Origin of the sequence: Streptomyces sp. NPDC102451, assembly GCF_044765485.1 — a bacterium.
GTDB lineage: Bacteria > Actinomycetota > Actinomycetes > Streptomycetales > Streptomycetaceae > Streptomyces.
In genome coordinates this window covers 186,958-210,215 of the sequence record NZ_JBIWKD010000009.1, presented here as the reverse complement: position 1 = coordinate 210,215, position 23,258 = coordinate 186,958, and the positions used below count along the sequence as shown (strand labels likewise).

General features: G+C 71.2%; 19 protein-coding genes. 8 read left to right on the top strand and 11 right to left on the bottom strand.

From position 1 onward, the window contains the following. Positions 1-69: 69 nt before the first annotated feature. Entirely contained in the window at positions 70-492 is a 423-nt protein-coding gene (locus ACIRD8_RS22025; RefSeq protein ID WP_403993965.1) for a universal stress protein, read from the top strand. Here the strand turns inward: ACIRD8_RS22025 and ACIRD8_RS22020 are convergent. Continuing rightward, the gene (locus tag ACIRD8_RS22020) at positions 473-1,036 is read right to left on the bottom strand and encodes a hypothetical protein (RefSeq protein ID WP_403993962.1); all 564 of its coding nucleotides are present in this window, start codon (positions 1,034-1,036) and stop codon (positions 473-475) included. The two genes, ACIRD8_RS22025 and ACIRD8_RS22020, sit on opposite strands and share 20 nt — an antisense overlap. 119 nt (positions 1,037-1,155) lie before the next feature. Between ACIRD8_RS22020 and ACIRD8_RS22015 the strand changes: the two genes are divergently transcribed. The 3 genes from ACIRD8_RS22015 to ACIRD8_RS22005 all read left to right on the top strand — a co-directional run bounded on the left by ACIRD8_RS22015 (position 1,156) and on the right by ACIRD8_RS22005 (position 3,312). Beyond that, entirely contained in the window at positions 1,156-2,031 is an 876-nt protein-coding gene (locus ACIRD8_RS22015; protein WP_403994174.1) for a hypothetical protein, read from the top strand. Positions 2,032-2,109: 78 nt separating this feature from the next. Further along, positions 2,110-3,042, top strand: a complete 933-nt coding sequence (locus ACIRD8_RS22010) for an NADP-dependent oxidoreductase (RefSeq protein WP_403993959.1) — start codon at positions 2,110-2,112, stop codon at positions 3,040-3,042. A gap of 24 nt (positions 3,043-3,066) precedes the next feature. Continuing rightward, positions 3,067-3,312 (top strand): DUF2630 family protein, encoded by a 246-nt coding sequence (locus tag ACIRD8_RS22005; RefSeq protein ID WP_403993956.1) that lies wholly within the window; start codon positions 3,067-3,069, stop codon positions 3,310-3,312. Here ACIRD8_RS22005 and ACIRD8_RS22000 read toward each other — a convergent pair whose 3' ends face one another. The 3 genes from ACIRD8_RS22000 to ACIRD8_RS21990 all read right to left on the bottom strand — a co-directional run bounded on the left by ACIRD8_RS22000 (position 3,313) and on the right by ACIRD8_RS21990 (position 7,666). Further along, entirely contained in the window at positions 3,313-3,705 is a 393-nt protein-coding gene (locus ACIRD8_RS22000) for an RNA-binding S4 domain-containing protein (protein WP_403993953.1), read from the bottom strand. A gap of 37 nt (positions 3,706-3,742) precedes the next feature. Further along, positions 3,743-5,377, bottom strand: coding sequence for a hypothetical protein (locus ACIRD8_RS21995; protein WP_403993951.1), 1,635 nt, complete (start codon positions 5,375-5,377; stop codon positions 3,743-3,745). Positions 5,378-5,605: 228 nt separating this feature from the next. Next, complete coding sequence (locus ACIRD8_RS21990) at positions 5,606-7,666, bottom strand: PhoX family protein (RefSeq protein WP_403993948.1); 2,061 nt, start codon at positions 7,664-7,666, stop codon at positions 5,606-5,608. Positions 7,667-7,958: 292 nt separating this feature from the next. On the opposite strand from ACIRD8_RS21990, the gene ACIRD8_RS21985 reads away from it, so the two are divergent. Continuing rightward, positions 7,959-9,512, top strand: coding sequence for a VWA domain-containing protein (locus ACIRD8_RS21985; protein ID WP_403993945.1), 1,554 nt, complete (start codon positions 7,959-7,961; stop codon positions 9,510-9,512). Here ACIRD8_RS21985 and ACIRD8_RS21980 read toward each other — a convergent pair. Together ACIRD8_RS21980 and ACIRD8_RS21975 are read right to left on the bottom strand one after the other, a co-directional pair. Beyond that, positions 9,446-10,687, bottom strand: a complete 1,242-nt coding sequence (locus tag ACIRD8_RS21980) for a sensor histidine kinase (RefSeq protein ID WP_403994171.1) — start codon at positions 10,685-10,687, stop codon at positions 9,446-9,448. The two genes, ACIRD8_RS21985 and ACIRD8_RS21980, sit on opposite strands and share 67 nt — an antisense overlap. A 17-nt stretch (positions 10,688-10,704) precedes the next feature. Beyond that, positions 10,705-11,358: a response regulator transcription factor gene (locus ACIRD8_RS21975; RefSeq protein WP_403994168.1), complete on the bottom strand. Its 654-nt coding sequence runs from the start codon at positions 11,356-11,358 to the stop codon at positions 10,705-10,707. A gap of 147 nt (positions 11,359-11,505) precedes the next feature. Here ACIRD8_RS21975 and metG point away from each other — a divergent pair, with 147 nt between their 5' ends. Continuing rightward, entirely contained in the window at positions 11,506-13,119 is a 1,614-nt protein-coding gene (gene metG / locus ACIRD8_RS21970; protein WP_403993942.1) for a methionine--tRNA ligase, read from the top strand. An 85-nt stretch (positions 13,120-13,204) separates the two neighbouring features. Here metG and ACIRD8_RS21965 read toward each other — a convergent pair whose 3' ends face one another. Together ACIRD8_RS21965 and aspS are read right to left on the bottom strand one after the other, a co-directional pair. Next, positions 13,205-13,966 carry a hypothetical protein gene (locus ACIRD8_RS21965; RefSeq protein WP_403993939.1) on the bottom strand — a complete coding sequence of 254 codons (762 nt, stop codon included), beginning with the start codon at positions 13,964-13,966 and terminating at the stop codon, positions 13,205-13,207. A 288-nt stretch (positions 13,967-14,254) separates the two neighbouring features. Next, positions 14,255-16,072, bottom strand: a complete 1,818-nt coding sequence (gene aspS, locus ACIRD8_RS21960) for an aspartate--tRNA ligase (protein ID WP_403993936.1) — start codon at positions 16,070-16,072, stop codon at positions 14,255-14,257. A 186-nt stretch (positions 16,073-16,258) separates the two neighbouring features. Here aspS and ACIRD8_RS21955 point away from each other — a divergent pair, with 186 nt between their 5' ends. After that, a complete protein-coding gene (locus ACIRD8_RS21955) occupies positions 16,259-18,382 on the top strand; it encodes a SpoIIE family protein phosphatase (protein ID WP_403993933.1) in 2,124 nt (707 codons plus the stop codon). Here the strand turns inward: ACIRD8_RS21955 and ACIRD8_RS21950 are convergent. The 3 genes from ACIRD8_RS21950 to ACIRD8_RS21940 all read right to left on the bottom strand — a co-directional run bounded on the left by ACIRD8_RS21950 (position 18,377) and on the right by ACIRD8_RS21940 (position 21,205). Continuing rightward, entirely contained in the window at positions 18,377-19,447 is a 1,071-nt protein-coding gene (locus ACIRD8_RS21950) for an AI-2E family transporter (protein ID WP_403994165.1), read from the bottom strand. The genes ACIRD8_RS21955 and ACIRD8_RS21950 overlap by 6 nt on opposite strands. Before the next feature lie 172 nt (positions 19,448-19,619). After that, positions 19,620-20,576 (bottom strand): pirin family protein, encoded by a 957-nt coding sequence (locus ACIRD8_RS21945; RefSeq protein ID WP_403993930.1) that lies wholly within the window; start codon positions 20,574-20,576, stop codon positions 19,620-19,622. A gap of 188 nt (positions 20,577-20,764) precedes the next feature. Next, positions 20,765-21,205: an SseB family protein gene (locus tag ACIRD8_RS21940; RefSeq protein WP_073750539.1), complete on the bottom strand. Its 441-nt coding sequence runs from the start codon at positions 21,203-21,205 to the stop codon at positions 20,765-20,767. 171 nt (positions 21,206-21,376) lie between these two features. On the opposite strand from ACIRD8_RS21940, the gene ACIRD8_RS21935 reads away from it, so the two are divergent. Then, entirely contained in the window at positions 21,377-23,203 is a 1,827-nt protein-coding gene (locus ACIRD8_RS21935) for an acyl-CoA dehydrogenase (RefSeq protein WP_403993927.1), read from the top strand. Positions 23,204-23,258: the final 55 nt, after the last annotated feature.

Sequence of the window (23,258 nt, the reverse complement as noted above, 5' to 3'; positions counted from 1 at the left end):
CCCCCGGAGTCCGTGTTGACTACAGTTGCTCCCTGTATGCCGTAAATGTTGAACACACTGGAGGCAGACATGGGCAGGATCGTCGTGGGCGTCGACGGGTCGGACCCGTCGATCAAGGCGCTGCGCTGGGCCGTACGCCAGGCCGAGCTGACCGGCGACACCGTCGAGGCGGTCAACAGCTGGGAGTACCCCGCGACCAGCTGGGGGTCCATGATGCCGGGCATGCCGGAGGACTTCGACCCGCAGGCGGTGGCGACCGTGGCGCTCAACGAGGCGCTGGAGGAGGCCCTCGGCGCCGAGGGAGCGGCGGCGGTCGAGAAGATCGTCGTGATCGGCAACCCCGCCCAGTCCCTGCTGGAACGCTCCAAGGGCGCCAACCTGCTGGTCGTCGGCGCCCGTGGCTACAGCGGCTTCAAGGCGACGCTGCTCGGCTCGGTCAGCCTCCATGTCGCCCAGCACGCGAGCTGCCCCGTCACCGTCGTCCGCGACTGAGCGGACGGTACGCACGAGAGCGGGCGGGCCCCCGGCACCCGGGGACCCGCCCGTTCGCCGTGTCCGCCTCCCGCCCGTTCGGCGTCACTTCCGGTCCGACGCGCTCTCCCTGCTGCCGCGGGTCACCCTCGCGGGTGTAGTAGGCGTAGAACATCGTGGCGAGCGTCCCCGCTCCGACCACCAGTCCGATGAAGCCCGACATCAGGACGCTCCTGCCGTTCAGGCTGGACAGGAAGCCGACCGCGCCTCCGGCCAGCACGCCGAACGCCGTCGCGCGCAGCTCGCGCGGCAGGGACCACCGGACCTGCGCGAGCAGGTAGCAGAGCGCGGCGAAGGCCACCCCGGAGACGACTCCGAGCCAGATCTGGCCGCTCGTGGTCGCCCCGCCGTCCCGGTTGATGAAGAAGGCCCAGAAGCCGAGGATCACGCCCAGCACCAGGGGCACCGCCCAGGCGAGCGCGGTGTGCCGGTGTTCCTGCTGGGCGGGGGCGGGGGCACGGGCATGCGTCCGCCGGCGCACCGGCATCGTTGCGTGTGTGGCCATGGCGCACAGCTCCTTCCGTCGCCCCCGTCCTCTCAGCGCACACCCGGCCGGGCCGCCCGGCAACTCGAATGGCGTACGGCCCGGAGCGCCCCGCCGCCGCACGGGATTGGCTGGTGCCTGTGCGGACCTATCTCTCAGCGGCTCTGTCGGCGGTACTGCTCGTCCTGCTCGCCGTGCTGGTCCCGTTGAGTGCGCTCTCGGCCTGGGTCGACCTGGAGCTCGACGACACCGACCGGTATCTCGCCGCCGTCTCCCCGCTGGCCTCCGACGACGACGTACGGAACACCGTGGCCACGCTGGTCACGGACGAGGCGATGAAGAACATCGACGTCGGGCCGCTCCAGGACACGGTCGAGCAGTTCCTGCACGAGACCGCCCTGTCGTTCACGACGACCGAGGCCTTCCAGCGGGCCTGGGACAGCGCGAACCGGACGGCGCACCAGGACGTGACCGCCTCGCTGCACGGAGAGGACGGGCAGGCGGTGACCATCGATCTGGCCCCGGTGATCGAGGAGGTCAAGAAGCAGCTGGTCAGCGACGGGGTGCCGTTCGCCGACCGGATCCCGGTCCGGGAGACCTCCATCACCGTGCTGTCCGCCGACCGCGCCGACGAACTGAGGTCCTCGTTCCGGTGGCTCAGGTACTGCAGCGTCTGGCCGGCCGTGGCGACCGTGGTGCTGCTCGTGCTGGTGCTGGGCCTCACGCTCGTACGCGGCGGTCTGCGGGCCTGCCTGACGACCGCGGCCGTGGCCGGTGGCGGGCTGGTCCTCGGCGCGGCCCTGCTGCGGATCGCGGTCGCCGTCGGCCGCGACCGGGTGCTCGACCAGGTGCCCGGCACCGACCGGGACGGAGCCGCCGCCGTGTACGACGCGCTGACCGCTTCCCTGCGCACGACGGTGTGGATCGTGCTGCTCGTGGGCGCGGTCCTGGTGGTCGGCGGTGTGGTCGGGCGGGCCGTGGCGGGCCGGCCCTCCAGGTCCTCCAGGCCCTCCTGAGCCCGACATGCGGGGGTGCGTGGGCCGGGCGAGAGTGGGATGCGTGAGAGCCCAGGGGGCGAGTGAGAGGTCTGCCGTATGCGTGCCATCGCTGTCAGCGCGTTCCGTGCGGAGCCCTGTCCCGTCGAGATACCGAAGCCCGACCCCGGGGCCGGCGAGGTCCGGGTGAAGGTCGAGTACGCCTCCCTCAACCCGCTCGACCGGCGGACCGCCGACGGCACCCCGGAACGCGCCGCGTTCCCCCTCGTCCTGGGTACCGACTTCGCGGGCCGGGTGGACATGATCGGCAGCGGCGACAACACCTTCCGGGTCGGCGACCCGGTCTTCGGCCGGGTGACGGCGCCGCCCCACGGCCGCTGCGGGGCGTACGCCGAGTACCTGTGCGTCCCGCAGGACTCCCCGATCGCCCTGGTGCCGCGCGACATGCCGCTCCAGCTCGCGGCGGCGCTCCCCACGGCCGGGACGACCGCCGCGCAGATCCTGTCGAGCACGGCCGTACGCAGCGGACTGAGCCTGCTGATCGTCGGGGCGACGGGAGGCGTCGGCAGCTTCCTCACCCAGCTCGCGGCGGCCCGGGGGACCGCGGTCGTCGCCGCCGTACGGGGCGACGAGCGGCGGCGGATGCGGGCGCTCGGCGCCACCGCCACCGTCGACACGACCACCGGCCCCGAGGCGCTGGAAACGGCCGTGCGCGATCTGTACCCGGACGGCGTCGACGCGCTCGTCGACCTCGTCTCCGCGGACTCCGCCTCGTTCGCCGCGTACACCGCCCTGGTCCGCGACGGCGGGGTCGCGGTGACCACCCGGGGCGTCGCGGCCCCGGCCGGCGTCGCCTGGGCCGACTTCCGGATCGCCCCGACCGCCGCGGTGCTGGACGAGCTGGCCGCGGCGGTGGCGCGCGGCGAGCTGACCGTGCCCGTCGACATGGAGCTCCCCCTGGAGAAGGCTCCTCAGGCGCTCGCACAGAACCGCGCGGGCGGGGCGCGCGGCAAGACCGTCTTCGTCATCTGAAGGACACCGGACCGGGAGAGACTCATGGCCGACCAGGACATCTTCGAGAACATCGACGGGCTGATCACCGAGGAGCGCGCCCTGCGCGCCCGCTCCACCGCCGAACTGGGCCTCACCGGCGACGAGCGGGTACGGCTGCGTGAGGTGGAGGTCCAGCTGGACCAGTGCTGGGACCTGCTGCGGCAGCGGCGCGCGCTCAGCGAATACGGCGAGGACCCCTCGGAGGCGAAGGTGCGCCCCGCCTCCGAGGTGGAGGGCTACCAGAGCTGACTAAGGGCTGTCCCGCAGGCGTTCCATCTCGCGGCGGTCCCGCTTGGTCGGGCGGCCGGTGCCCCGGTCGCGGACCGGGACCTGGAGGGCCACCTCGCGCGGCGGCGGGGGCGGGCTGTTGTCGACGAAGCACTCCGCCGCGACCGGCGGGCCCACCCGCTTCTTCACGATCCTGGAGACGACCACGATCCGGTCCCGGCCCGCGTGCCGCAGCCGCACCTCGTCGCCCGTACGCAGGGCCTGGGCGGGCTTCGCGCGCTCGCCGTTGACCCGCACATGTCCCGCGCGGCAGGCGGCGGCCGCCTGCGACCGGGTCTTCGTCAGCCGGACGGCCCAGATCCAGGCGTCGACCCGGACGCTTCCCTCCGCCTGCGGCGCCTCACCGGAAACCATGCGTACGACTGTAGTGCGATGAGGCGCCGTGGTGGGGTCAGGAGCCGAAGCCGCTGATGACCTCACCCATGTCGTAGCTGTACAGCTCCCGCTTGCACACCCCGCACTTGCTGGGCGCGTGCTCGCTGAGCGACCACAGCTTCGGCGGCAGGCCGTCGCCCCGGCCGTGCGCGAGGTACAGGTCCTCGGGGCCGAACGAGCTCTCCAGGATCTTCGGGTTGGCGACGAGCTGCGTCGTGCCGTCCACGGTCTTCGGGGTGGCCTGCAGCAGCCGGCCGTTGTCGTAGGCGTTGCTGCGGTGGAAGTACCACGTGCCGTCGTAGCGCGTGACGCCCTGGATCTTGTGCCAGAGGGCCTCGCCGCCGAAGGTGCCGGTGTCCGGCAGCCCGTACGCCAGGTCCGCCTTGGCCGTGGTGCCCGCCGCGCCCTCGACCGCGGCGGTCAGCGCGGTCATCGGGTAGGTGCCGACGCGGCCGTGGCTGGACCCGCCGTTGTTGACGTTGCAGTACTCACCGAGGACCATGTGGTCGTCGCCGGTCCGGTCGAGCGAGATGTACGAGGCCTTCGGGCGGCCGGTCGCGTAGCACTGGTTGCCGCTGGTGGTCCCGCTGTTCTTCGCGGTGGTAAACTTCAGCGTGGCGATCTGGGGCATCACGTACCGGTAGCCGTAGGCGTACCAGACGTTGTTCTGACGGCCGACCCGCTTCTTGTCGACGACGTTGCTGACCAGGCCGTCCGGTGTCGGGTCGTGGACCGAGGAGTCGTTGTCCGGGTTGAGGTCCATGATCTTGCGGAGGTCGAAGACCCGCATGCCGTTGGCCGTGTCGGCGACGTACAGGTAGTTGCCGTACCAGACCATGCCGCCCGCGTGGATGCCGTTCTGCGCCTTGCAGGAGGCCGTCACACCGGAAGCCGCCGTGCACTTGCCCTCGCTCGCGTGCAGCGCGTCGAAGGAGATGTGGTCCTTGGAGTTCAGGTAGGGCCAGGCCAGCAGCACATGGCGGTACTTCTTGGTCGCCTGGTTGAAGAAGCTGACCCGGATGCCCTTCTCGTTGCAGGCGTCGGACGCGGATGCCTGCACACAGTTGTCACGGCCGGAGGCGTAGTCGCTGCGGCCGGGGTTCTGGTCGTCGTAGCCGGCCACCGCGACGGGTTCGGCGTCGGACGTGCCCCAGTCCTCGTCCTCCTGGGCGTCGGAGACGCCGGTGATGGCCTGCGGGATCCACTCGGAGGAGGTGGCGTCGTCGTCCGCCCAGCAGACCCGGGGCGCGGCGACCAGGTCGGGACCGTAGATGGCGGCGTCACCGCAGGTGGAGTTCCATCCCGCGTCCCGGTTGGCCTGCGTCACGAGTTCGGTGAGGCCCTGCTTGGGCAGGGCGGCGTCCAGCTTGCCGACCAGCCCGGTCAGGCCCGTGCCGGTCTCCAGCGTGAAGTCGCCCGGGCGGCCGGGGACCACGGCCTGGGCGTCGGCGCCGGCCGACGCCGAGGAAGAGGTGCCCGCTCCCGCGAGGTCGTCCTGCTCCCCTTCGGGCGCGTCCTCGAAGCCGTCGTCCGGCATGCCCTCATGGCCCGGGACGGGATCGTCCGCCGCGACGGCACGCGGGGCGTCGGCGGTGGCTGCCGTGGCACCCGCGGCCGGCACCAGGGCGGACAGCAGCGCGCCTGCTGTCACGGCACAGGCAGCGAGGCGTGTTCGGCGGGATGGTCGTCCCATGTGGGGGCCCTTCGTGAGTGCGCGTACTGATCGGCCGGTGCGCTGACCTGACATCAGGCACACCGGCCGGTCACGCTAACAACGCAACTCTGTTCCCCGTGGGCGCATTTGAACGACACCCATCAGCAGTGCACCGCACGGACACAGGCCGTAGACGGGCTTCCGGTTCCGGCTGCCCCGTGCGTCTCAGACGCCGATGTCGCTGCCGTCCTTGCGCCAGACGGCGACGACCGACGGGCGCACGATCCTGCCCCGCCCGTCCGGCCAGGTGCTCGCCGGCTTCTCCACTGAGGCGCCGTCGACCTCGCCCGGGTGCTGCACGGCGACGAGGACACGGCGGTCCTGGATCACCGGGCCGCAGGTCTCCGCACCGGTCGGCACGGTCAGGAACTGCTTGAGCTCGCCCCGCCGTTCGCCCTGCGTCGCGACGCCGAACAGACCGTCGTGCGAGCCGAGCTGGTTGCCGTCCGTGGAGATCCACAGGTTGCCGTGGTCGTCGAAGGCCACGTTGTCCGGGCAGGAGATGGGGCTGACCTTCTCCTTCGGGAAGCCGGAGAAGTACGTCGACGGGTCCTCCGGATCACCCGCCACGAGGAACAGCCGCCAGGCGAACCCGTCCCCCGCCGGGTCGTCCCAGTTCTCCGCGAGCTCCAGGATCTGGCCGTGCTTGTTGGCGTTGCGCGGGTTGGCCTCGTCCGCGCCGGCCTTGCCCGCCTTGCCGCGGTCGGTGTTGTTGGTGAGGGCGATGTAGACCCGGCCGGTGCGCGGCGAGGGCTCGACGTCCTCGGGGCGGTCCATCTTCGTCGCGCCGACCTTGTCGCCTGCCAGCCGGGTGAAGACGTACACCTCCTCGGCCGTCATGCCCGGGACGTGCGAGGTGGTGCCCGTGGCGAGCGGGATCCAGACGCCGCTGCCGTCGAACTCGCCGTCGGAGGGGAGCTTGCCCGTGCCGTCGAACTCCGCGGCCGGGGAGTCCCCGGTCAGCTTGGCGACGTACAGCGTGCCCTCGTCCAGCAGCGTCAGGTTGTGCTCCCGGGCGGCCCGCGAACTCCCCTTCTTCATCCGCTTGCTGGAGACGAACTTGTAGAAGTAGTCGAACCGTTCGTCGTCGCCCATGTAGACCACGGGACGGCCGTCGGCGGTCAGCCGGGGCTGCGCCGCCTCGTGCTTGAACCGGCCGAGCGCGGTCCGCTTGCGGGGCGTGGAGTCCGGGTCGTACGGGTCGAGCTCGACGACCCAGCCGAAGCGGTGGGCCTCGTTGGGCTCCTGCGCGAGGTCGAAGCGCTTGTCGAACCGCTCCCACTTGCGCTCGGTCGCGGTGGTTCCGATGCCGTACCGCTTGTCGGTGGCGCTGGAGCCGTTGGCGAAGTACTGGTTGAAGTTCTCCTCGCCGTGCAGCGTGGTGCCCCAAGGGGTGGTGCCGCCCGCGCAGTTGTTGAGGGTGCCGAGCACCTTGCGGCCGGTGCGGTCGGCGGAGGTGCGCAGCAGCGGGCTGCCGGCGGCGGGGCCGGTGACCCGGAATTCGCTGGTCGCGGTGAGACGGCGGTTCAGCGGGTGGCGGGTGACCGGGGCGAGCCTGCCGGTGCGGTTCTCCTCCTGGACGACGACCACGGAGAGTCCGTGCGCCGCCCAGGCGATCTCGACCTGCTCACGGGTCGGACTGGCCGGATCGTAACCACGGAACATCAGGATCTCGTCCGTGTACTCGTGGTTGGCGACCAGCACCTGACGGCCGCGCTCGCCGCCCAGCGGGAGCAGGGAGAGGAAGTCGTTGTTGTAACCGAACTGGCCCGCCTGCGCCTTCGCGGACTGCTTGTCCGGGTCGAAGGCGGGGGCGCCGCGCAGGATCGGTTCGCCCCAGCGGATCACCACGTTCTGGCTGTAGCCGTCGGGGATCGTGACCTTGTCGTCCGTGTTCGGTGCGACGGCCGCGAAGCGCAGGCCCCGGGCGCCCGGGGCCGTGGGCTTCGGCCTGCCGCCGGTCCGTCCCGCGAGCGGTGCGGCCTCGGCGCTCGGGGCGGCGGGCCCGGCGAGAGCGGCGGTCCCGGCGGCCGCGGCCACGGTCACCACTGCGGCGGCGCGCATCATGGACCGGCGCGACAGGGCACCGGCGATGATGTCGCCGGCGTACTCGTTGTCGCTGGTGTTCGGAACCTCCTGGAAGCAGGCGTCACCGCAGCGGTAGCGGCAGGTCAGCGCAGAGCGCCCGCCCTGGTGCGAGCCGATGAGCGGAAGCAGTTCGCGCACGTTTTCGTCCCTCCGTCTGTGTGTCACGCGGTGACGGTAGGGGCGCATCCACGCCGTTCGAGGGACTGCCGGTGAACGGAGGGTGAAGTCCGGGACACCGCTCCACTTCCGGCCGTACGGGCCCCCGTCCAGGACTCGATGACGACTCGGTTGGGGCTCGGTTGACGCAGGGGCGGGCCGCGCAACCGAACGGCCGGATCCGGCCGCTAACCTTACGTATCCGCCCTGGCCAGGGATCAATTCCCGCAGTACGGACATTTATCGCACCCAACTCATGCGAAAGGCCTCGCCCATGGGCATTCGGAGCTTGCTGCGCAAGGTGTTCGGCCGCACGGAGCAGGACGAGCCGACCACGGCCACCGTCCCGCCCCAGGCCGAGCGCACCCAGCCCACGGAGCCGGAGCCGGAGACCGCCACTTCGGCGGCCGAGCCCGCGAAGGCCTCGGTACCGGCCCCGGCCTCCTCCTCGGACCGGTCCGCCGGTACCGAGCACGACAGCGGACAGGCGTCGGACCTGGTCGCGGCGGCCTTCGACAAGGCGTCAGCCACCTCGACGGGCGCGACGACCTCCGCACCCGCGCCGAAGGTTCCGGCCCAGGGGTCGGACCCGGAGGCGAAGCCGGCCGCGCCGACGGCCGACACCGCGGACGCCGGGAAGGACGCTGCCGCCGACGCGGCGGCTCCTGCTGACACGGCCGCGGAGCCGGCCGCGGAGGCCGTGGTCGAGACCGAGGCGGCCGCCGTCGCGCCGATCACGATCGACATGGACCCGGAGCCGGAGCCGGAGGCCGAGAAGCCCGCCGCCGAGGCTCCGGTTGCTGAGGCGCCCGTTGCCGAGGCCGAGGTGGAGGCGGAGGTGGCCCCCGAGCCGGCCGTCGTCGAGAAGCCCGTCGAGGAGCCCGCTGCCGAGAAGGCCGCTGCCGAGCCGGTCGCCGTCGAGCCCGAGCCGGAATCGGCACCCGAGCCGCCGAAGGCCGAGGCGGCGGTCGCCGCGCCCGAGCCGGTGGCGGCACCCGAGGCCGTGACCGCACCCGAGCCCGTCGCCGTACCGGAGCCCGTCGTCGTACCGGAGCCGGAGGCCGCCGAGCCGGTCGCCGCGCCCGAGCCCGTCGCCGAGCCGGAAGCCGCGCCCGAGGTCAAGTCCGCCCCGGCCGGCAAGCCCGCCGTCACCCTCGCCCGGGTCAAGGCCGCGGCGCCCGCGCTCGTGGCCCCGTACAAGGCCGCGCAGGCCGGGCTCAAGGCCCACGGGCTGACCGGGCTGCGGGCCACCGTGTACCTGGTGCTCGACCGCTCCGGTTCCATGCGGCCGTTCTACAAGGACGGCAGCGCCCAGCACCTGGGTGACCGCACGCTGGCGCTGGCCGCGCACCTGGACGCGAACGCCACCGTGCCGGTCGTCTTCTTCTCGACCGACATCGACGGCACCGGGGCGGTCGACCTCACCGCCCACGAGGGCCGGATCGACGAGCTGCACGCGGGCCTCGGCCGCCTCGGCCGTACGAACTACCACCGGGCCGTCGAGGAGATCGTCACGCACTACGAGAAGTCCGGCGCCACCGGCCCCGCGCTGGTGATCTTCCAGACGGACGGCGCCCCGGACGCCAAGGTCGCGGCCAAGGAGGCCCTGGCGGACGCGGCACGGCTGCCGCTGTTCTTCCAGTTCGTCGCGTTCGGCGACGAGGACGCGAAGGGCTTCGACTTCCTGCGCAGGCTGGACGTCGAGAACGCCGGGTTCTTCCACGCGGGCCCCGCCCCGCGCGAGGTGCCCGACGCGACGTTCTACCGGGAGGTGCTCGCCGGGCTCCCCGCCTGGGCCGCCGCCCGCGGGGTCGTCGCGGAGGACTGATCCGCCGGCAGCCGTACGGTCACGGCGAGCCCGCCCTCCGGGCCGGGTACCGCCGTGACCGTACCGCCGTGGGCCAGCGCGATGGAGCGCACGATCGACAGGCCGAGCCCCGAGCCCTGCCCCATCCGGTCCCGCCCCTCACCGCGCCGGAACGGCTGGAAGAACCCGGCAATGTCCCCCTCGGCCACCACCGGGCCGGTGTTGCGGACCGCCAGGACCCCGTCCGCCGACAGTGACACCCCCACCCGGCCGCCGGGCACGTTGTACCGCACCGCGTTGGACAGCAGATTCGCCGCGAGCTGCGCGAGCAGCTGCCTGTTGCCCCGTACGACACAGGGCTCGGCCGCGACCGTGACCTCGGGCCGGATCGCAGCCGTCCGCTCCGCCGTCGCCAGGGGCCGGGCCGCCTCCTCCGTCACCACCTGCGCCAGGTCGACCTCCGCGCGCTCGCTGTTCGCCAGCCCCCGTTCGCTGCGCGCCAGCACCAGCAGCCCCTCGATGAGCCGCTCGCTGCGCCGGTTGTTGTCCAGCAGCGTCTGCCGGGTCCGTACGAGGTCCTCCGGCGACGGGTCGTCCAGCCCCACCTGGATCGCCGCCCGCTGGGTGGCCAGCGGGGTCCGCAGCTCGTGCGAGGCGTTGGCGATGAACCGCCGCTGGCTGTCGAAGGCCTTCTCAAGACGGGCCAGCAGCGCGTCGAGCGTCTCCCCGAGCTCCTTCAGCTCGTCGTCCGGGCCGCTGGACGCGATCCGCTCGTGCAGGGTGTGCTCGGAGAGCCGTCGCGCCTTCGCCGTCATCGCGTGGACGGGCCGCAGCACCCGGCCCGCTGTCCACCAGCCGACCCCGACCGCGCACCCCGTCATGACGAGCAGCGCGGCGACCGACCAGTACAGGAGCTCCCGGCTCGCGGCGTCGCTGACGTCGTCGGTGACGTCGTAGACCGTGGGCGGGCCGAGGCGGCCCCGTGCGTGCAGGGGGCCGTTGACCGCGAAGCCCGGCTGGGCGACCGCGGCGGACGTGGCGATGGCCCGCGCCTGCGAGTCCGTACCGGCGCGCGAGGCCAGGTTGACCGTGGTGAGCAGCGCGGTGCCGAGGACCAGGAAGACCCCGCCGTAGACGAGGGCGATCCGCATCCGGATCGTGGAGTGCCGCACGTGCGCCGTCCCCGTGGTCCGCATCAGCCCCAGCAGCCCGCTCACAGGGTGTATCCGACGCCCTGGACGGTGCGGATCAGCGCCGGTTCCCCGAGCTTGGCGCGCAGCTTGCTCATGCAGACGCGGACGGCGCCTGTGAAGGGGTCGGTATGGGCGTCCCAGGCACGCTCCAGCAGCTCCTCCGCGCTGACCGTGCCCCCGTCGGCCTCCAGCAGCAGCTGAAGGACGGTGAACTCCTTCGGCGACAGGTCCAGGTCCCGCCCGTCACGGGTGGCGGCCCGGCGCACACTGTCGAGCCGGATGCCGTGTCTCTCCAGCTGCGGCGGCACAGGGCGGGCGCTGCGCCGTCGCAGGGCGCGCACCCGGGACACCAGCTCGGGGAACTCGAAGGGCTTGCTCACGTAGTCGTCGGCGCCGAGGTCGAGCCCCTCCACCCGGTCCTCCATCGTCCCGGAGGCGGTGAGCATCAGGATCCTGGTCCGCGAGCCGGCGGAGACGAGCCTGCGGGCCACGTCGTCACCGTGCACCCGGGGGAGGTCGCGGTCCAGGACGACGACGTCGTAGTCGTGGAGCCCGAGGTAGGCGAGCGCGGCGTCGCCGCTGTACACGGTGTCGACGGCGAATCCGGCCCGCCGCAGCCCGGTCGCCACCAGCTCCGCCAGAATCTCCTCGTCCTCGGCGACCAGTACCCGCATCGTGTTGTCCCCTGCCTCGTGCACGCGTGCCCACTCCTCCCAGGATGCGTCTTTGGTACGGGAAAGGATGTTTCGCAAAGCTCTCCGCGCCCCGGGCCGCCGTTATCGATGTGAGTGGATCTCCCACGGGCCGTTAGGATTTCGACCATGGCGGCCACTGGATCCGAGAAGCAAGAGCGCGACGTGGTGAAGAGTTACTACGTATCGACCCCCATCTACTACGTCAACGACGCTCCTCACCTGGGCCACGCCTACACGACCGTCGCAGGCGACGTGCTCACCCGCTGGCACCGCCAGCGCGGCGAGAAGGTGTGGTACCTCACCGGCACGGACGAGCACGGTCAGAAGATCATGCGCACGGCCGAGGCGAACAACGTCACGCCCCAGGCCTGGTGCGACAAGCTCGTCGAGGAGTCCTGGAAGCCCCTCTGGGAGCACCTGAACATCGCGAACGACGACTTCATCCGTACGACGGAGAAGCGGCACACCGACCGTGTGCAGGAGTTCGTCCAGGACCTGTTCGACAAGGACCAGATCTACAAGGGCGGGTACGAAGGCCCGTACTGCGTCGGCTGCGAGGAGTACAAGCTCCCGGGCGACCTGATCGAGGCCGAGGACGGCACGAAGCTGTGCCCGATCCACAAGAAGCCGGTGGAGCTCCTCAAGGAGGAGAACTACTTCTTCAAGCTCAGCGAGTACGGCCCGAAGCTCATGGAGTTCTACGCGGCCAACCCGGGCTTCATCCAGCCCGAGTCCGCCCGCAACGAGATCGTGAACTTCGTCAAGCAGGGCCTGCAGGACCTGTCGATCTCGCGCTCCACGTTCGACTGGGGCGTCCCGGTGCCGTGGGACCCGAAGCACGTCATCTACGTGTGGATCGACGCGCTCCTCAACTACGCGACGGCGGTCGGCTACGGCGCCAACCAGGAGAAGTTCGACGGCACCTTCCCGGCGGACGTGCACCTGATCGGCAAGGACATCCTGCGCTTCCACTCGGTCATCTGGCCGGCCATGCTGATGGCGCAGGGCCTGCCCCTGCCCGGCAAGGTCGTCGCCAACGGCTGGCTGATGGTCGGCGGCGAGAAGATGTCCAAGTCGAACCTGACCGGCATCAAGCCGCAGGACCTGACCTCGCACTTCGGCGTGGACGCCTACCGCTGGTACTTCCTGCGGGCCATCGCGTACGGCAGCGACGGCTCGTTCTCCTGGGAGGACTTCAGCGCCCGCTACACCTCCGAGCTCGCCAACGACTACGGCAACCTCGCCTCGCGCGTCGCGGCCATGGTCGGCAAGTACTTCGGCGGGGCGCTCCCGGAGGCCACGGCCGCCGGTGACGCGGAGCGGGCGGTCCAGGAGGGCCTGGCCAAGGCCGTCGCCTCCGCCGATCAGAAGATCGGCGAGGAGCTGGACTTCCAGGGCGGCATCCTGGCGATCTTCGACTTCGTGAAGCAGGTCAACGGCTACATCACGGAGCAGGAGCCCTGGAAGGTCGCCAAGGACACCTCCCCGGAGGGCCAGGCCCGGCTCGCGACCATCCTGTACACGGCGGCCGACTCCCTGCGCGGTGTCGCGGTCCTGCTGAACGCCGTCATGCCGGACACCTCGCAGAAGCTGTGGGAGTCCCTGGGCGCCGAGGCGTCCCTGGGCACCCTGGCCGACCAGCCGGTGCAGGACGCGGGCCGCTGGGGCCAGCTGCCCGTGGGCGCGACGGTCACGAAGGGCGCGGTGCTGTTCCCGCGTCTGGAGGAGAAGCCCGCGTAAGCGGCGTACGCATGGCAGGAGCCCGGGTCCCGGACACATCCGGACCCGGGCTCCTCCGCGTCGCCCACCGGCGCGTGTTCCGTCGTCACAGGGCCAGCGACGCGGCGTCCCCCATCACGATCACGGGGTTCTTCGCGGGGTCCAGGGTGAGCAGCAGCTCCCGCATCCGGTCCTCGGTCAGCGAGACACAGCCCTGGGTGGGCCCGCCGTGGTCCACGTGGATCCAGATGCCGCCGCCCCTCTCCTCACCGAGCGGCCGGGTGCGGTCGAGCGGACTGGTGCCCGGGATCCGGTTGTAGTTGATGGCGACGACATAGTCGAAGGAGCCTTCGAGCGGCTCCCCCAGGAAGCCCTCGCCACTCACCGCGAAGCGGTGCTGCTCGTCGTACGGGAGCAGCGCGCCCGGGTCGGGCAGCCTGCCGCCCGCGTCGGTGAGGCCGAAGACCCCGACGGGTGAGCGGAGGTCATCGGCGAGATGGTGGTCCGTCCAGCCCTCCATGCCGTTGTGGGCGGGCCAGGGGCCCGCCCCGGGTCTCCAGCCGAGAGCGGGGTCGTCGAAGCTGTAGAGCGTGACCGCGGAACGGTTGGAATCGGGGCCCTGACCGGTCACCACGACGGCCTGCCGGGCCGTGGCCGGGATCTGCGCCCGGGTCTGCGGGCCCAGATCCGGAATCTCCGCAGGGGGGCGGAGGCTCTCCACGGGGCGCGGCGGGGCGGGCGAGGCCTCGGGGGCGGCCGCGCCGCGGGGCGCGGAGGGGTCGGTGGTCTGCACCGCCCCGGCGGAACAGCCGATGACCAGCAGGAACAGGGCGACGAGCAGGACGTACGGACGACGCGGGACGGACACGGTGCGGGACTCCTCGGTCGGGGGCGGACGAGCACTTCCCGTGCCAGTCCTTGCCGGGCCCGACGGCGCCGAATCGGAACCGGGGCCATCCGGATGTACCCGGTTCGTGCACCCGAGGGCCGGGAAGTCCGGCAGGGTCCACCCGTACGCAGGCAAAGAGCCCGGAACCGCCATGGGTTCCGGGCCCTCCGCCGAGGGGCCACCGGAGGATCCCGCCCTACGCCGAAACAGCCCCCGGCCGGTGGCCGGAGGCTGTTTCACGTGGAACCGAAGCGGAACTGCTGACGCTTACTTCGCGCCGGTGTCCCTCGCCACCGAGTCCTTGGCCTCGGCCTTCTCCTTCGCCGGCGCGGCCGGCTTGCGGAGCTGGATGTTCAGCTCACGCAGGCGGGTCTCGTCCAGCACCGTGGGCGCACCCATCATCAGGTCCTGGGCGTTGCCGTTGAGCGGGAAGGCGATCGTCTCGCGGATGTTGGGCTCGTCGGCCAGCAGCATCACGATGCGGTCGACGCCCGGGGCGATGCCACCGTGCGGCGGGGCGCCGAGGCGGAAGGCCTTGAGCATGCCCGCGAACTCGTGCTCGACGGTCTCGCGGTCGTAACCGGCGATCTCGAACGCCTTGATCATCAGCTCGGGCTCGTGGTTACGGATGGCGCCGGAGGACAGCTCGATGCCGTTGCAGACGATGTCGTACTGCCAGGCGAGGATGTCCAGCGGGTCCTTCTCCTCCAGGTCCTTCAGGCCGCCCTGGGGCATCGAGAAGGGGTTGTGCGAGAAGTCGATCTTGCCGGTGTCCTCGTCCTTCTCGTACATCGGGAAGTCGACGACCCAGCAGAACCGGAAGACGCCCTCCTCGAAGTGGCCGGCGCGCTTGGCGGCCTCGACACGGACGGCGGACATGATCTTGGAGACCTCGTCGAACTCGCCCGCGCCGAAGAAGACCGCGTGGCCGGGGGCCAGGGACAGCCGCTCGGTGAGGGTCTTGACGTCCGTCTCGGTGAGGAACTTCGCGATCGGGCCGGCCAGCGTGCCGTCCTCGCCGACGCGGACCCAGGCGAGGCCCTTGGCGCCGTGCTCGACGGCGTACTCGCCGAGGCCGTCGAAGAACTTCCGGGACTGGCCCGCGGTGTCCGGCACCGGGAGGGCGCGGACGTGCTTGCCGGCGAACGCCTTGAAGCCGGAGTCGGCGAAGACGTCGGAGATGTCGACGAGCTCCAGCTTGGCCCGCAGGTCCGGCTTGTCGTTGCCGTACTTCAGCATCGACTCGCGGAAGGGGATGCGCGGGAACGGCGAGGTGACGTGGCGGCCGTTGCCGAACTCCTCGAAGAGCTCGGTCATGAGCTTCTCGATCGGCTGGAAGACGTCCTCCTGCTCGACGAACGACATCTCGACGTCGAGCTGGTAGAACTCGCCCGGCGAACGGTCGGCGCGGGCGTCCTCGTCGCGGAAGCAGGGCGCGATCTGGAAGTAGCGGTCGAAGCCGGAGATCATCAGCAGCTGCTTGAACTGCTGCGGCGCCTGGGGGAGTGCGTAGAACTTGCCCGGGTTCAGCCGGGACGGGACGACGAAGTCACGGGCGCCCTCGGGGGAGGTCGCGGTGAGGATCGGCGTCGCCATCTCGTTGAAGCCGAGGGCCACCATCTTGGAGCGGATGGAGGCGATCACGGCCGAGCGCAGCATGATGTTGCGGTGCATGCGCTCGCGGCGCAGGTCGAGGAAGCGGTACTCCAGGCGCCGCTCCTCGTTGACCCCGTCCTCGGCGTTGATCGTGAAGGGCAGCGGGCCGGCCTCGCCCAGCACCTCGACCTCGGTGACCTCGATCTCGATCTCGCCGGTCGGGAGCTCCGGGTTGACGTTGTCGGCGCCGCGCGCGGAGACCTTGCCGTCGATCCGGACGACGGTCTCCTTCGTCAGCTTCGCCAGGGCGTCGTTGCCGGGCGTGCCGGGGCGGGCGACGAGCTGCACCAGACCGTAGTGGTCACGCAGATCGATGAAGAGGATGCCGCCCAGGTCTCGGCGATTGTGCAGCCAGCCGCTCAGCCGGACGTCGGTGCCGACGTCAGAGGCGCGGAGCTCGCCGCAGGTGTGGGACCTGTACCGATGCATCGTCGTTCATCCAGTCTTCGCGGTCGGGGGTGGAATGACACCCCAGGCTACCGCCCGTGGACGCACCGCTTCATTGGCATTGTTGCCGCACGGCTGTCCGAGGCGTGCCCGACGGCCTCCCGGGGACGGCTGTCGTGCGCCTTCCCTCGGTGGCGACCGCGCAGAACATCTTCCTAAAGTGGGGCAATGCGCACCGAGGAGATCCTGGCTGCGATCGGGACCGGACTGTGGAGCTGGGACAGCTCGTCGGGGACGGTCACGCTCGACGCCGAGGCGGCGCGGCTGGTGGGACTGCCCGCCGAGGCCACGATCCGCCCCGGCGAGGAGGTGCGCCCCCGTTTCCACCCCGCCGACTGGGAGGAGATCGACGGAATCGTGAACTTCGCGATCGCGGAGGGCACGGTGGCCGAGGCCAGGATGCGCATCGTGGACGAGCAGGGCGCGGTCGTCCGCACGGTGCGCACCCGGTCCAAGCCGGTCCCGCTGGACACCCCGGGCCGCCACGCGTACGTACTGATGGGCATCCTCCAGGAGGTCGCCCAGCCCCCGGAGGCCACTGCGGCGCACACGCCGCTCACCGGCGACTGGCGGCGGTCACGCGAGGCGTTCCTGCTGGACGCGGGGCGGGCGCTGGCCGAGGCGGTGTCCACCGAGGAGGTCCTGAGGGTCGCCGGTTCGCTCTCCATGCCCGGCTTCTCGCCGGACGGACTCGCCGTCTTCGGGGTCTCGGGCGAGCGGCTGACGGTCATCGGGCACCACGGGCACAACGTCGGCGACGAGAAGCCGTTCACCGACATGCCCCTGGAGACCGACTACCCGGCCGCCGAGGTCGTACGGACCGGCCAGGCGATCTACCTGGAGTCGCCCGAGGAGTACCGGCGGCGCTTCCCGGCCACCTGGCCCCTCGCCGAGGAGTTCGGGCGCCAGTCCTGGGCCTTTCTGCCGCTGATCTCGTCCGGGCACACCACGGGTGCCTGGATGGCCGGCTTCCGGCACAACGTGGCCTTCTCGCCGGACGAGCGCTCCGTGCTGTCGACGGTGGCCAGGATGCTGGCACAGGCGCTGACCCGCGCCGGTGCCGCCGAGACCGAGCGCGAACTGTCGCTGGGCCTCCAGAGGGCGATGAGGCCGTCCCTCGGCCCCGATGTGCCCGGCCTGACGGTGGCGGCGCGCTACATCCCGACGGGAGGAGGGCTCCAGGTCGGCGGCGACTGGTACGACGTGATCCCGCTCCCCAACGGCCGTATCGCCCTCGTCATCGGTGACGTCCAGGGCCATGACGTGCGGGCGGCGGGCCTGATGGGCCAGCTGCGGATCGCCCTGCGCGCCTACGCCTCCGAGGGGCACCGCCCCGACGCCGTGCTCTCCCGGGCCTCGCGGTTCCTGTTCGGGCTGACCGAGACGTACGACCTCGCCGACGGCGAGGACCGTTCCGACGCGACGCGCTTCGCGACCTGCCTGTACGCGGAGGCCGATCCCGAGACCGGGACCCTGGACGTCGCCCGGGCGGGCCATCCGGACCCGGTGGTGATCAGCGTCGACGGCACCGCGGTGATCCGGCAGACCGCCGGGGGGCTGCCCCTGGGCGTCGAGAAGGACGCCGACTACCCGACGACCCGCGTCGTCCTGGGGTCCGGCGAGACGATCATGCTGTGCACGGACGGGCTCATCGAGACCGGCGGACACGACATGGCCACCGGATGGACCAGGCTCAGGCCGGTCCTGGAGAAGAACGCCGAGGACCTGGAGGAGCTCGCGGACGCCCTCGTACGGACGGTGCACGGCCCGGACTCGCACTACACGACCGGGCCGCTGGTCGACCGCCGTGAGGACGACATCGCCGTCCTGGTGCTGCGCCGCGACGGAGCGCGGACCCGCAGGACGCCGAGGCGGCGCTCGGCCATGACCATCGCCCAGGCCGAGCCGGAGCGCGTCGCGTCGGCCCGGCAGCAGCTGCGGGAGCTGCTGCACGACTGGGCGGACGCGGAACAGGTCGACTCCGCGGAGCTGATGGTCTCCGAGATGTCCACGAACGTGCTCGTCCACACGGACGGGGACGCGCTGCTCGTGGCGGAGGTGAGGGGCGAGCGGGGCGAGCGGCGGCTGCGCGTAGAGGTGGCCGACTCCAGCGACGAACTGCCGCACAAGCGGCGGCCGGGGGAGATGGCCTCCAGCGGCCGCGGACTGGTGCTGATGGAGATGCTCGCCGACGCGTGGGGGGTGGACCCGCGCGGCGAGGGGAAATCGATCTGGTTCGAGCTGTACGAGTCGGCGGAGCCCGCGGAGCTCGGCGGCTCCGCAGGCTCATGAGCGCTCGGGGACCGCGCCTCCCCGGCCGCCGGCCGCCTTGCGCAGCTCGCCGATCACCCCGAACCCCGCGGCGCACAGCGGCACCGCCAGCAGCATGCCCAGCAGCCCCGCGACGCTCGCGCCCGCGGTCAGCGCGATCATGACCATGGCGGGGTGCATCTGGACCGTACGGCTCTGGATGAGGGGCTGGAGCACATGGCCCTCCAGCACCTGGACGGCGAGCACCACTCCCAGCGCCCAGAGCGCGATCACGAAGCCCCGGTCGGCGAGCGCCACCACCACGGCGACGGCACCGGAGATGAAAGCCCCGAGGTACGGGATGTAGGCGCCGACGAAGACCAGGGCACCCAGCCCCACCGCCCCGGGCACCCGCAGGATCAGCAGGCCCACCGTGATGCACAGCGCGTCGATCAGGGCGATGAAGGTGGTGCCGCGCATGAACCCCTCGACCGCTTCGAAGGCCCTGCGTCCCATGGCCTCCACGAGGGCGCCCGTCCCGCGCGGGGCGACCGCGTGGGCGAGGTGGGCGGCCCGGTCGGAGTCGCGCAGGAAGAAGAACGTCAGCAGCAGGGCCAGGACGGCGGTGGTCACGAGCGAGCCGATGAGGCTGATCCCGGTGAGCAGGCCCCCCGCCGCGCTCGCGCCGAACTTCTCGACGAGGTTCTTGGCGTTCTCCGCCAGGTCGTCCACATCGGCGACGCCCGCGATGTCGAAGTGGTCGATGACCCACTGTGCGGCTTCCTTCAGCGAGGCCACGATCTGGTCGCCGGTGTCGACGAGGACGGTGACCACGATGTACCCGGCGCCGCCGACGACCGCGACGAGCGCGGCGCAGGTCAGCCCGGCCGCCACCGATCTGTTCACCTTGTGGGCGGTCAGCCAGCGGTGGACGGGCCCGAGGAGTGCCGTGCCGAGCAGCGCCAGCAGGACCGGGGTGACCGCGGTCTTGAGCGTCACGCACAGCCAGACGGCCACCGCCGCGACACCGGCGACCAGCAGCAGAACACCGCACCAGGCGGCCGTCCGCCGCGCCACGTCGGGCAGGAGGGGCTTCCGGGCGGGCAGCTTCCGGGTGGGCAGCTTCCGGGTGGACACCCTCCCACCCGATCACGGGCGGGGAGCGGTGTCCCTCCCGCACGGGCGTACGGGTGACGGGCCGTCACCCGTACGTCCGGCAGGGCGGGTCGACCGCGCCGTGGCCCGCCGGCCGTCCACCGCCGTGGACGGCCGGGGCGGGTCACATGCCGTGGACGGCCGGGACCTTGCCGAGCCGGCCGGCCTGGAAGTCCTCGAAGGCCTGCTTGAGCTCGTCCTGGGTGTTCATCACGAACGGCCCGTAGTGCGCCATCGGCTCACGGATCGGGCGCCCGCCGAGCAGCACGACCTCCAGGTCCGGTGTGTTGCCGTCCTGCGTCTCGTCCGCGCGGACGGTCAGCGAGGACCCCTTGCCGAAGACCGCGGTCTGCCCGGTGCGGACGGGCCGGCGCTCCGCGCCGACGCTCCCGCGCCCGGCGAGGACGTACGCGAGGCCGTTGAACTCCTCGCGCCAGGGCAGGGTCGCCTCGGCGCCCGGGCGGACCGTCGCGTGGACCATGGTGATGGGGGTGTGGGTGATGCCCGGACCCTCGTGACCGTCGAGCTCACCGGCGATGACGCGGAGCAGCGCACCGCCGTCGGGGGAGGCGAGGAGCTGGACCTGGCCGCCACGGATGTCCTGGTAGCGGGGCGCCATCATCTTGTCGGCCTTGGGCAGGTTCACCCAGAGCTGGAGGCCGTGGAAGAGGCCGCCGGACATGACGAGCGCCTCGGGCGGCGTCTCGATGTGGAGCAGCCCGCTGCCCGCGGTCATCCACTGCGTGTCGCCGTTCTCGATGGCCCCGCCGCCGCCGTGGCTGTCCTGGTGGATGAAGCTCCCGTCGATGATGTACGTGACGGTCTCGAAGCCGCGGTGGGGGTGCCAGGGGGTGCCCTTCGGCTCACCCGCGGCGTACTCCACCTCACCCATCTGGTCCATCATGATGAACGGGTCGAGGTGCCGGTAGTTGATCCCGGCGAAGGCGCGCCGCACCGGGAACCCCTCGCCCTCGAAGCCGCTCGGCGCGGTCGTGACGGTCAGCACGGGGCGCGCCACGGCCTCGGCCTGGGCCGCGACCTTCGGCAGGGTCAGCGGGTTTTCGACGGTCACTGCGGGCATGGGAGCCACCTCCGGGAGTCTTCTGATCCCAATTTAGTTGAACGGTGAACATCTAGCAAGGCGACATCCATTCCCGCCGCCGCTCCCGCCCCTCCGGACAGCACCGAGGGCCCGCACCTTTCCGGTGCGGGCCCTCGGGCGGCCGGTGTGCGGCGGGCGCCGCTCAGCCGTCTGCGCAGCAATGGCGTCTAGCCGTACATGCGGCGCATCGCGAAGTCGACCATCTGCTCCACCGCCTTGGCGTCGAAGACCATGCGGTGATCGCCCTCCATGTCCAGGACGAAGCCGTAGCCCGTCGGCAGCAGGTCGATCACCTCGGCCCCCGTGATCACGAAGTACTTGGACTCCTTGCCGGCGTAGCTCCGGAGCTCCTTGAGCGTGGTGAACATGGGGATCACCGGCTGCTGGGTGTTGTGGAGGGCCAGGAAGCCCGGGTTGTCGCCGCGCGGGCAGTAGACCTTCGCCGTGGCGAAGATCTGCTGGAAGTCCTCGGCGGACAGCGATCCGGTCGTGAAGGCCCGTACCGCGTCGGCCAGGGACGGCGGCGAGGGCTCGGGGTACAACGGCTGCTCGCCGTAGCCGCCGCCCATCTGCTGCTGTGCGCCCGGGTTCTGGTCGTAGCCATACATGCCGCAAAGAGTAATCGGACACATCTGTGCCTTGAGGGGTTGCGTCTTATTACTGACGGGTAGCATCATCGTGGGGGTCAGGTGATATACCCACGCCAGGCCGTCCGTCGCCCGATCCTCACTCCTCCACGGGGCGCTGCGCGCCACTGCTATTGATTACGGAGCCTTCCCATGGGGCACTACAAGTCGAATCTCCGCGACATCGAGTTCAACCTCTTCGAGGTCCTCGGGCGCGACAAGCTGTACGGCACCGGTCCGTTCGCGGAGATGGACGTCGACACCGCGAAGAGCATCCTGGACGAGGTCACCCGCCTCGCGGAGAACGAGCTCGCCGACTCGTACGCCGACGCCGACCGCAACCCGCCGGTCTTCGACCCCGAGACGAACACCGCGCCCGTCCCGGCCTCCTTCAAGAAGTCGTACCAGGCGTTCATGGACTCCGAGTACTGGCGCCTGGGCCTGCCCGAGGAGATCGGCGGCACGACCTCCCCGCGCTCCCTGATCTGGGGTTACGCGGAGCTGCTGCTCGGCTCCAACCCGGCGGTCTGGATGTACTCCTCCGGCCCCGCGTTCGCCGGCATCCTCTTCGACGAGGGCAACGAGGCGCAGAAGCAGATCGCGGAGATCGCCGTCGAGAAGCAGTGGGGCTCGACGATGGTGCTGACCGAGCCGGACGCCGGTTCGGACGTCGGCGCCGGCCGCACGAAGGCGGTCGAGCAGGAGGACGGCTCCTGGCACATCGAGGGTGTGAAGCGCTTCATCACCTCGGGCGAGCACGACATGTCCGAGAACATCCTCCACTACGTCCTGGCGCGCCCCGAGGGCGCCGGCCCCGGCACCAAGGGCCTCTCCCTCTTCCTGGTCCCGAAGTTCCACTTCGACTGGACCACCGGCGAGCTCGGTGCGCGCAACGGCGTGTACGCGACGAACGTCGAGCACAAGATGGGCCTCAAGGCGTCGAACACCTGCGAGATGACCTTCGGCGACCAGCACCCCGCCAAGGGCTGGCTGATCGGCGACAAGCACGACGGCATCCGCCAGATGTTCCGCATCATCGAGTTCGCCCGCATGATGGTCGGCACGAAGGCCATCGCGGCCCTCTCCGCCGGTTACCTCAACGCGCTGGAGTACGCCAAGGAGCGCGTCCAGGGCACCGACCTGTCGCAGTTCATGGACAAGACGGCCCCCAAGGTCACCATCACGCACCACCCCGACGTGCGCCGCTCCCTCATGACGCAGAAGGCGTACGCCGAGGGCATGCGCTCCCTCGTGCTGTACACCGCCTCCGTCCAGGACGCGATCCAGGTCAAGGAGGCCGCGGGCGAGGACGCCAAGGCGCTCAACGGCCTCAACGACCTGCTGCTCCCGATCGTCAAGGGCTACGGCTCGGAGAAGTCCTACGAGCAGCTCGCGCAGTCGCTCCAGACCTTCGGCGGCTCCGGATACCTCCAGGAGTACCCGGTCGAGCAGTACATCCGCGACGCCAAGATCGACACCCTGTACGAGGGCACGACGGCGATCCAGGGCCAGGACTTCTTCTTCCGGAAGATCGTCCGCGACCAGGGCGCCTCGCTGAACATCCTCTCCGAGGAGATCAAGAAGTTCCTCGCGAGCGCCCAGGGCAACGAGGAGCTCTCCGGCTCGCTGGACAACCTCGCCAAGGCCGCGGTGGACCTGGAGGCGATCGTCGGCACGATGATCACCGACCTCACCGCGACCGGCGAGGACGTCAAGAACATCTACAAGGTGGGCCTCAACACGACCCGCCTGCTGATGGCCTCCGGCGACGTCGTCGTCGGCTACCTGCTCCTCAAGAGCGCGGTCGTGGCCTCCGAGAAGCTGCGCAACGCCTCCGCCAAGGACACCGCCTTCTACCAGGGCAAGATCGCCGCGGCGAAGTTCTTCGCCGCGAACGTCCTGCCGGGCGTCTCCGCCGAGCGCGCGCTGGCCGAGGCCGTCGACAACTCGCTGATGGAGCTGGACGAGGCCGCGTTCTAGTCCTCGCCCTCGCGCGTCCGTCACCCGGCGCCGCCACCCGGACACCCCGGGTGGC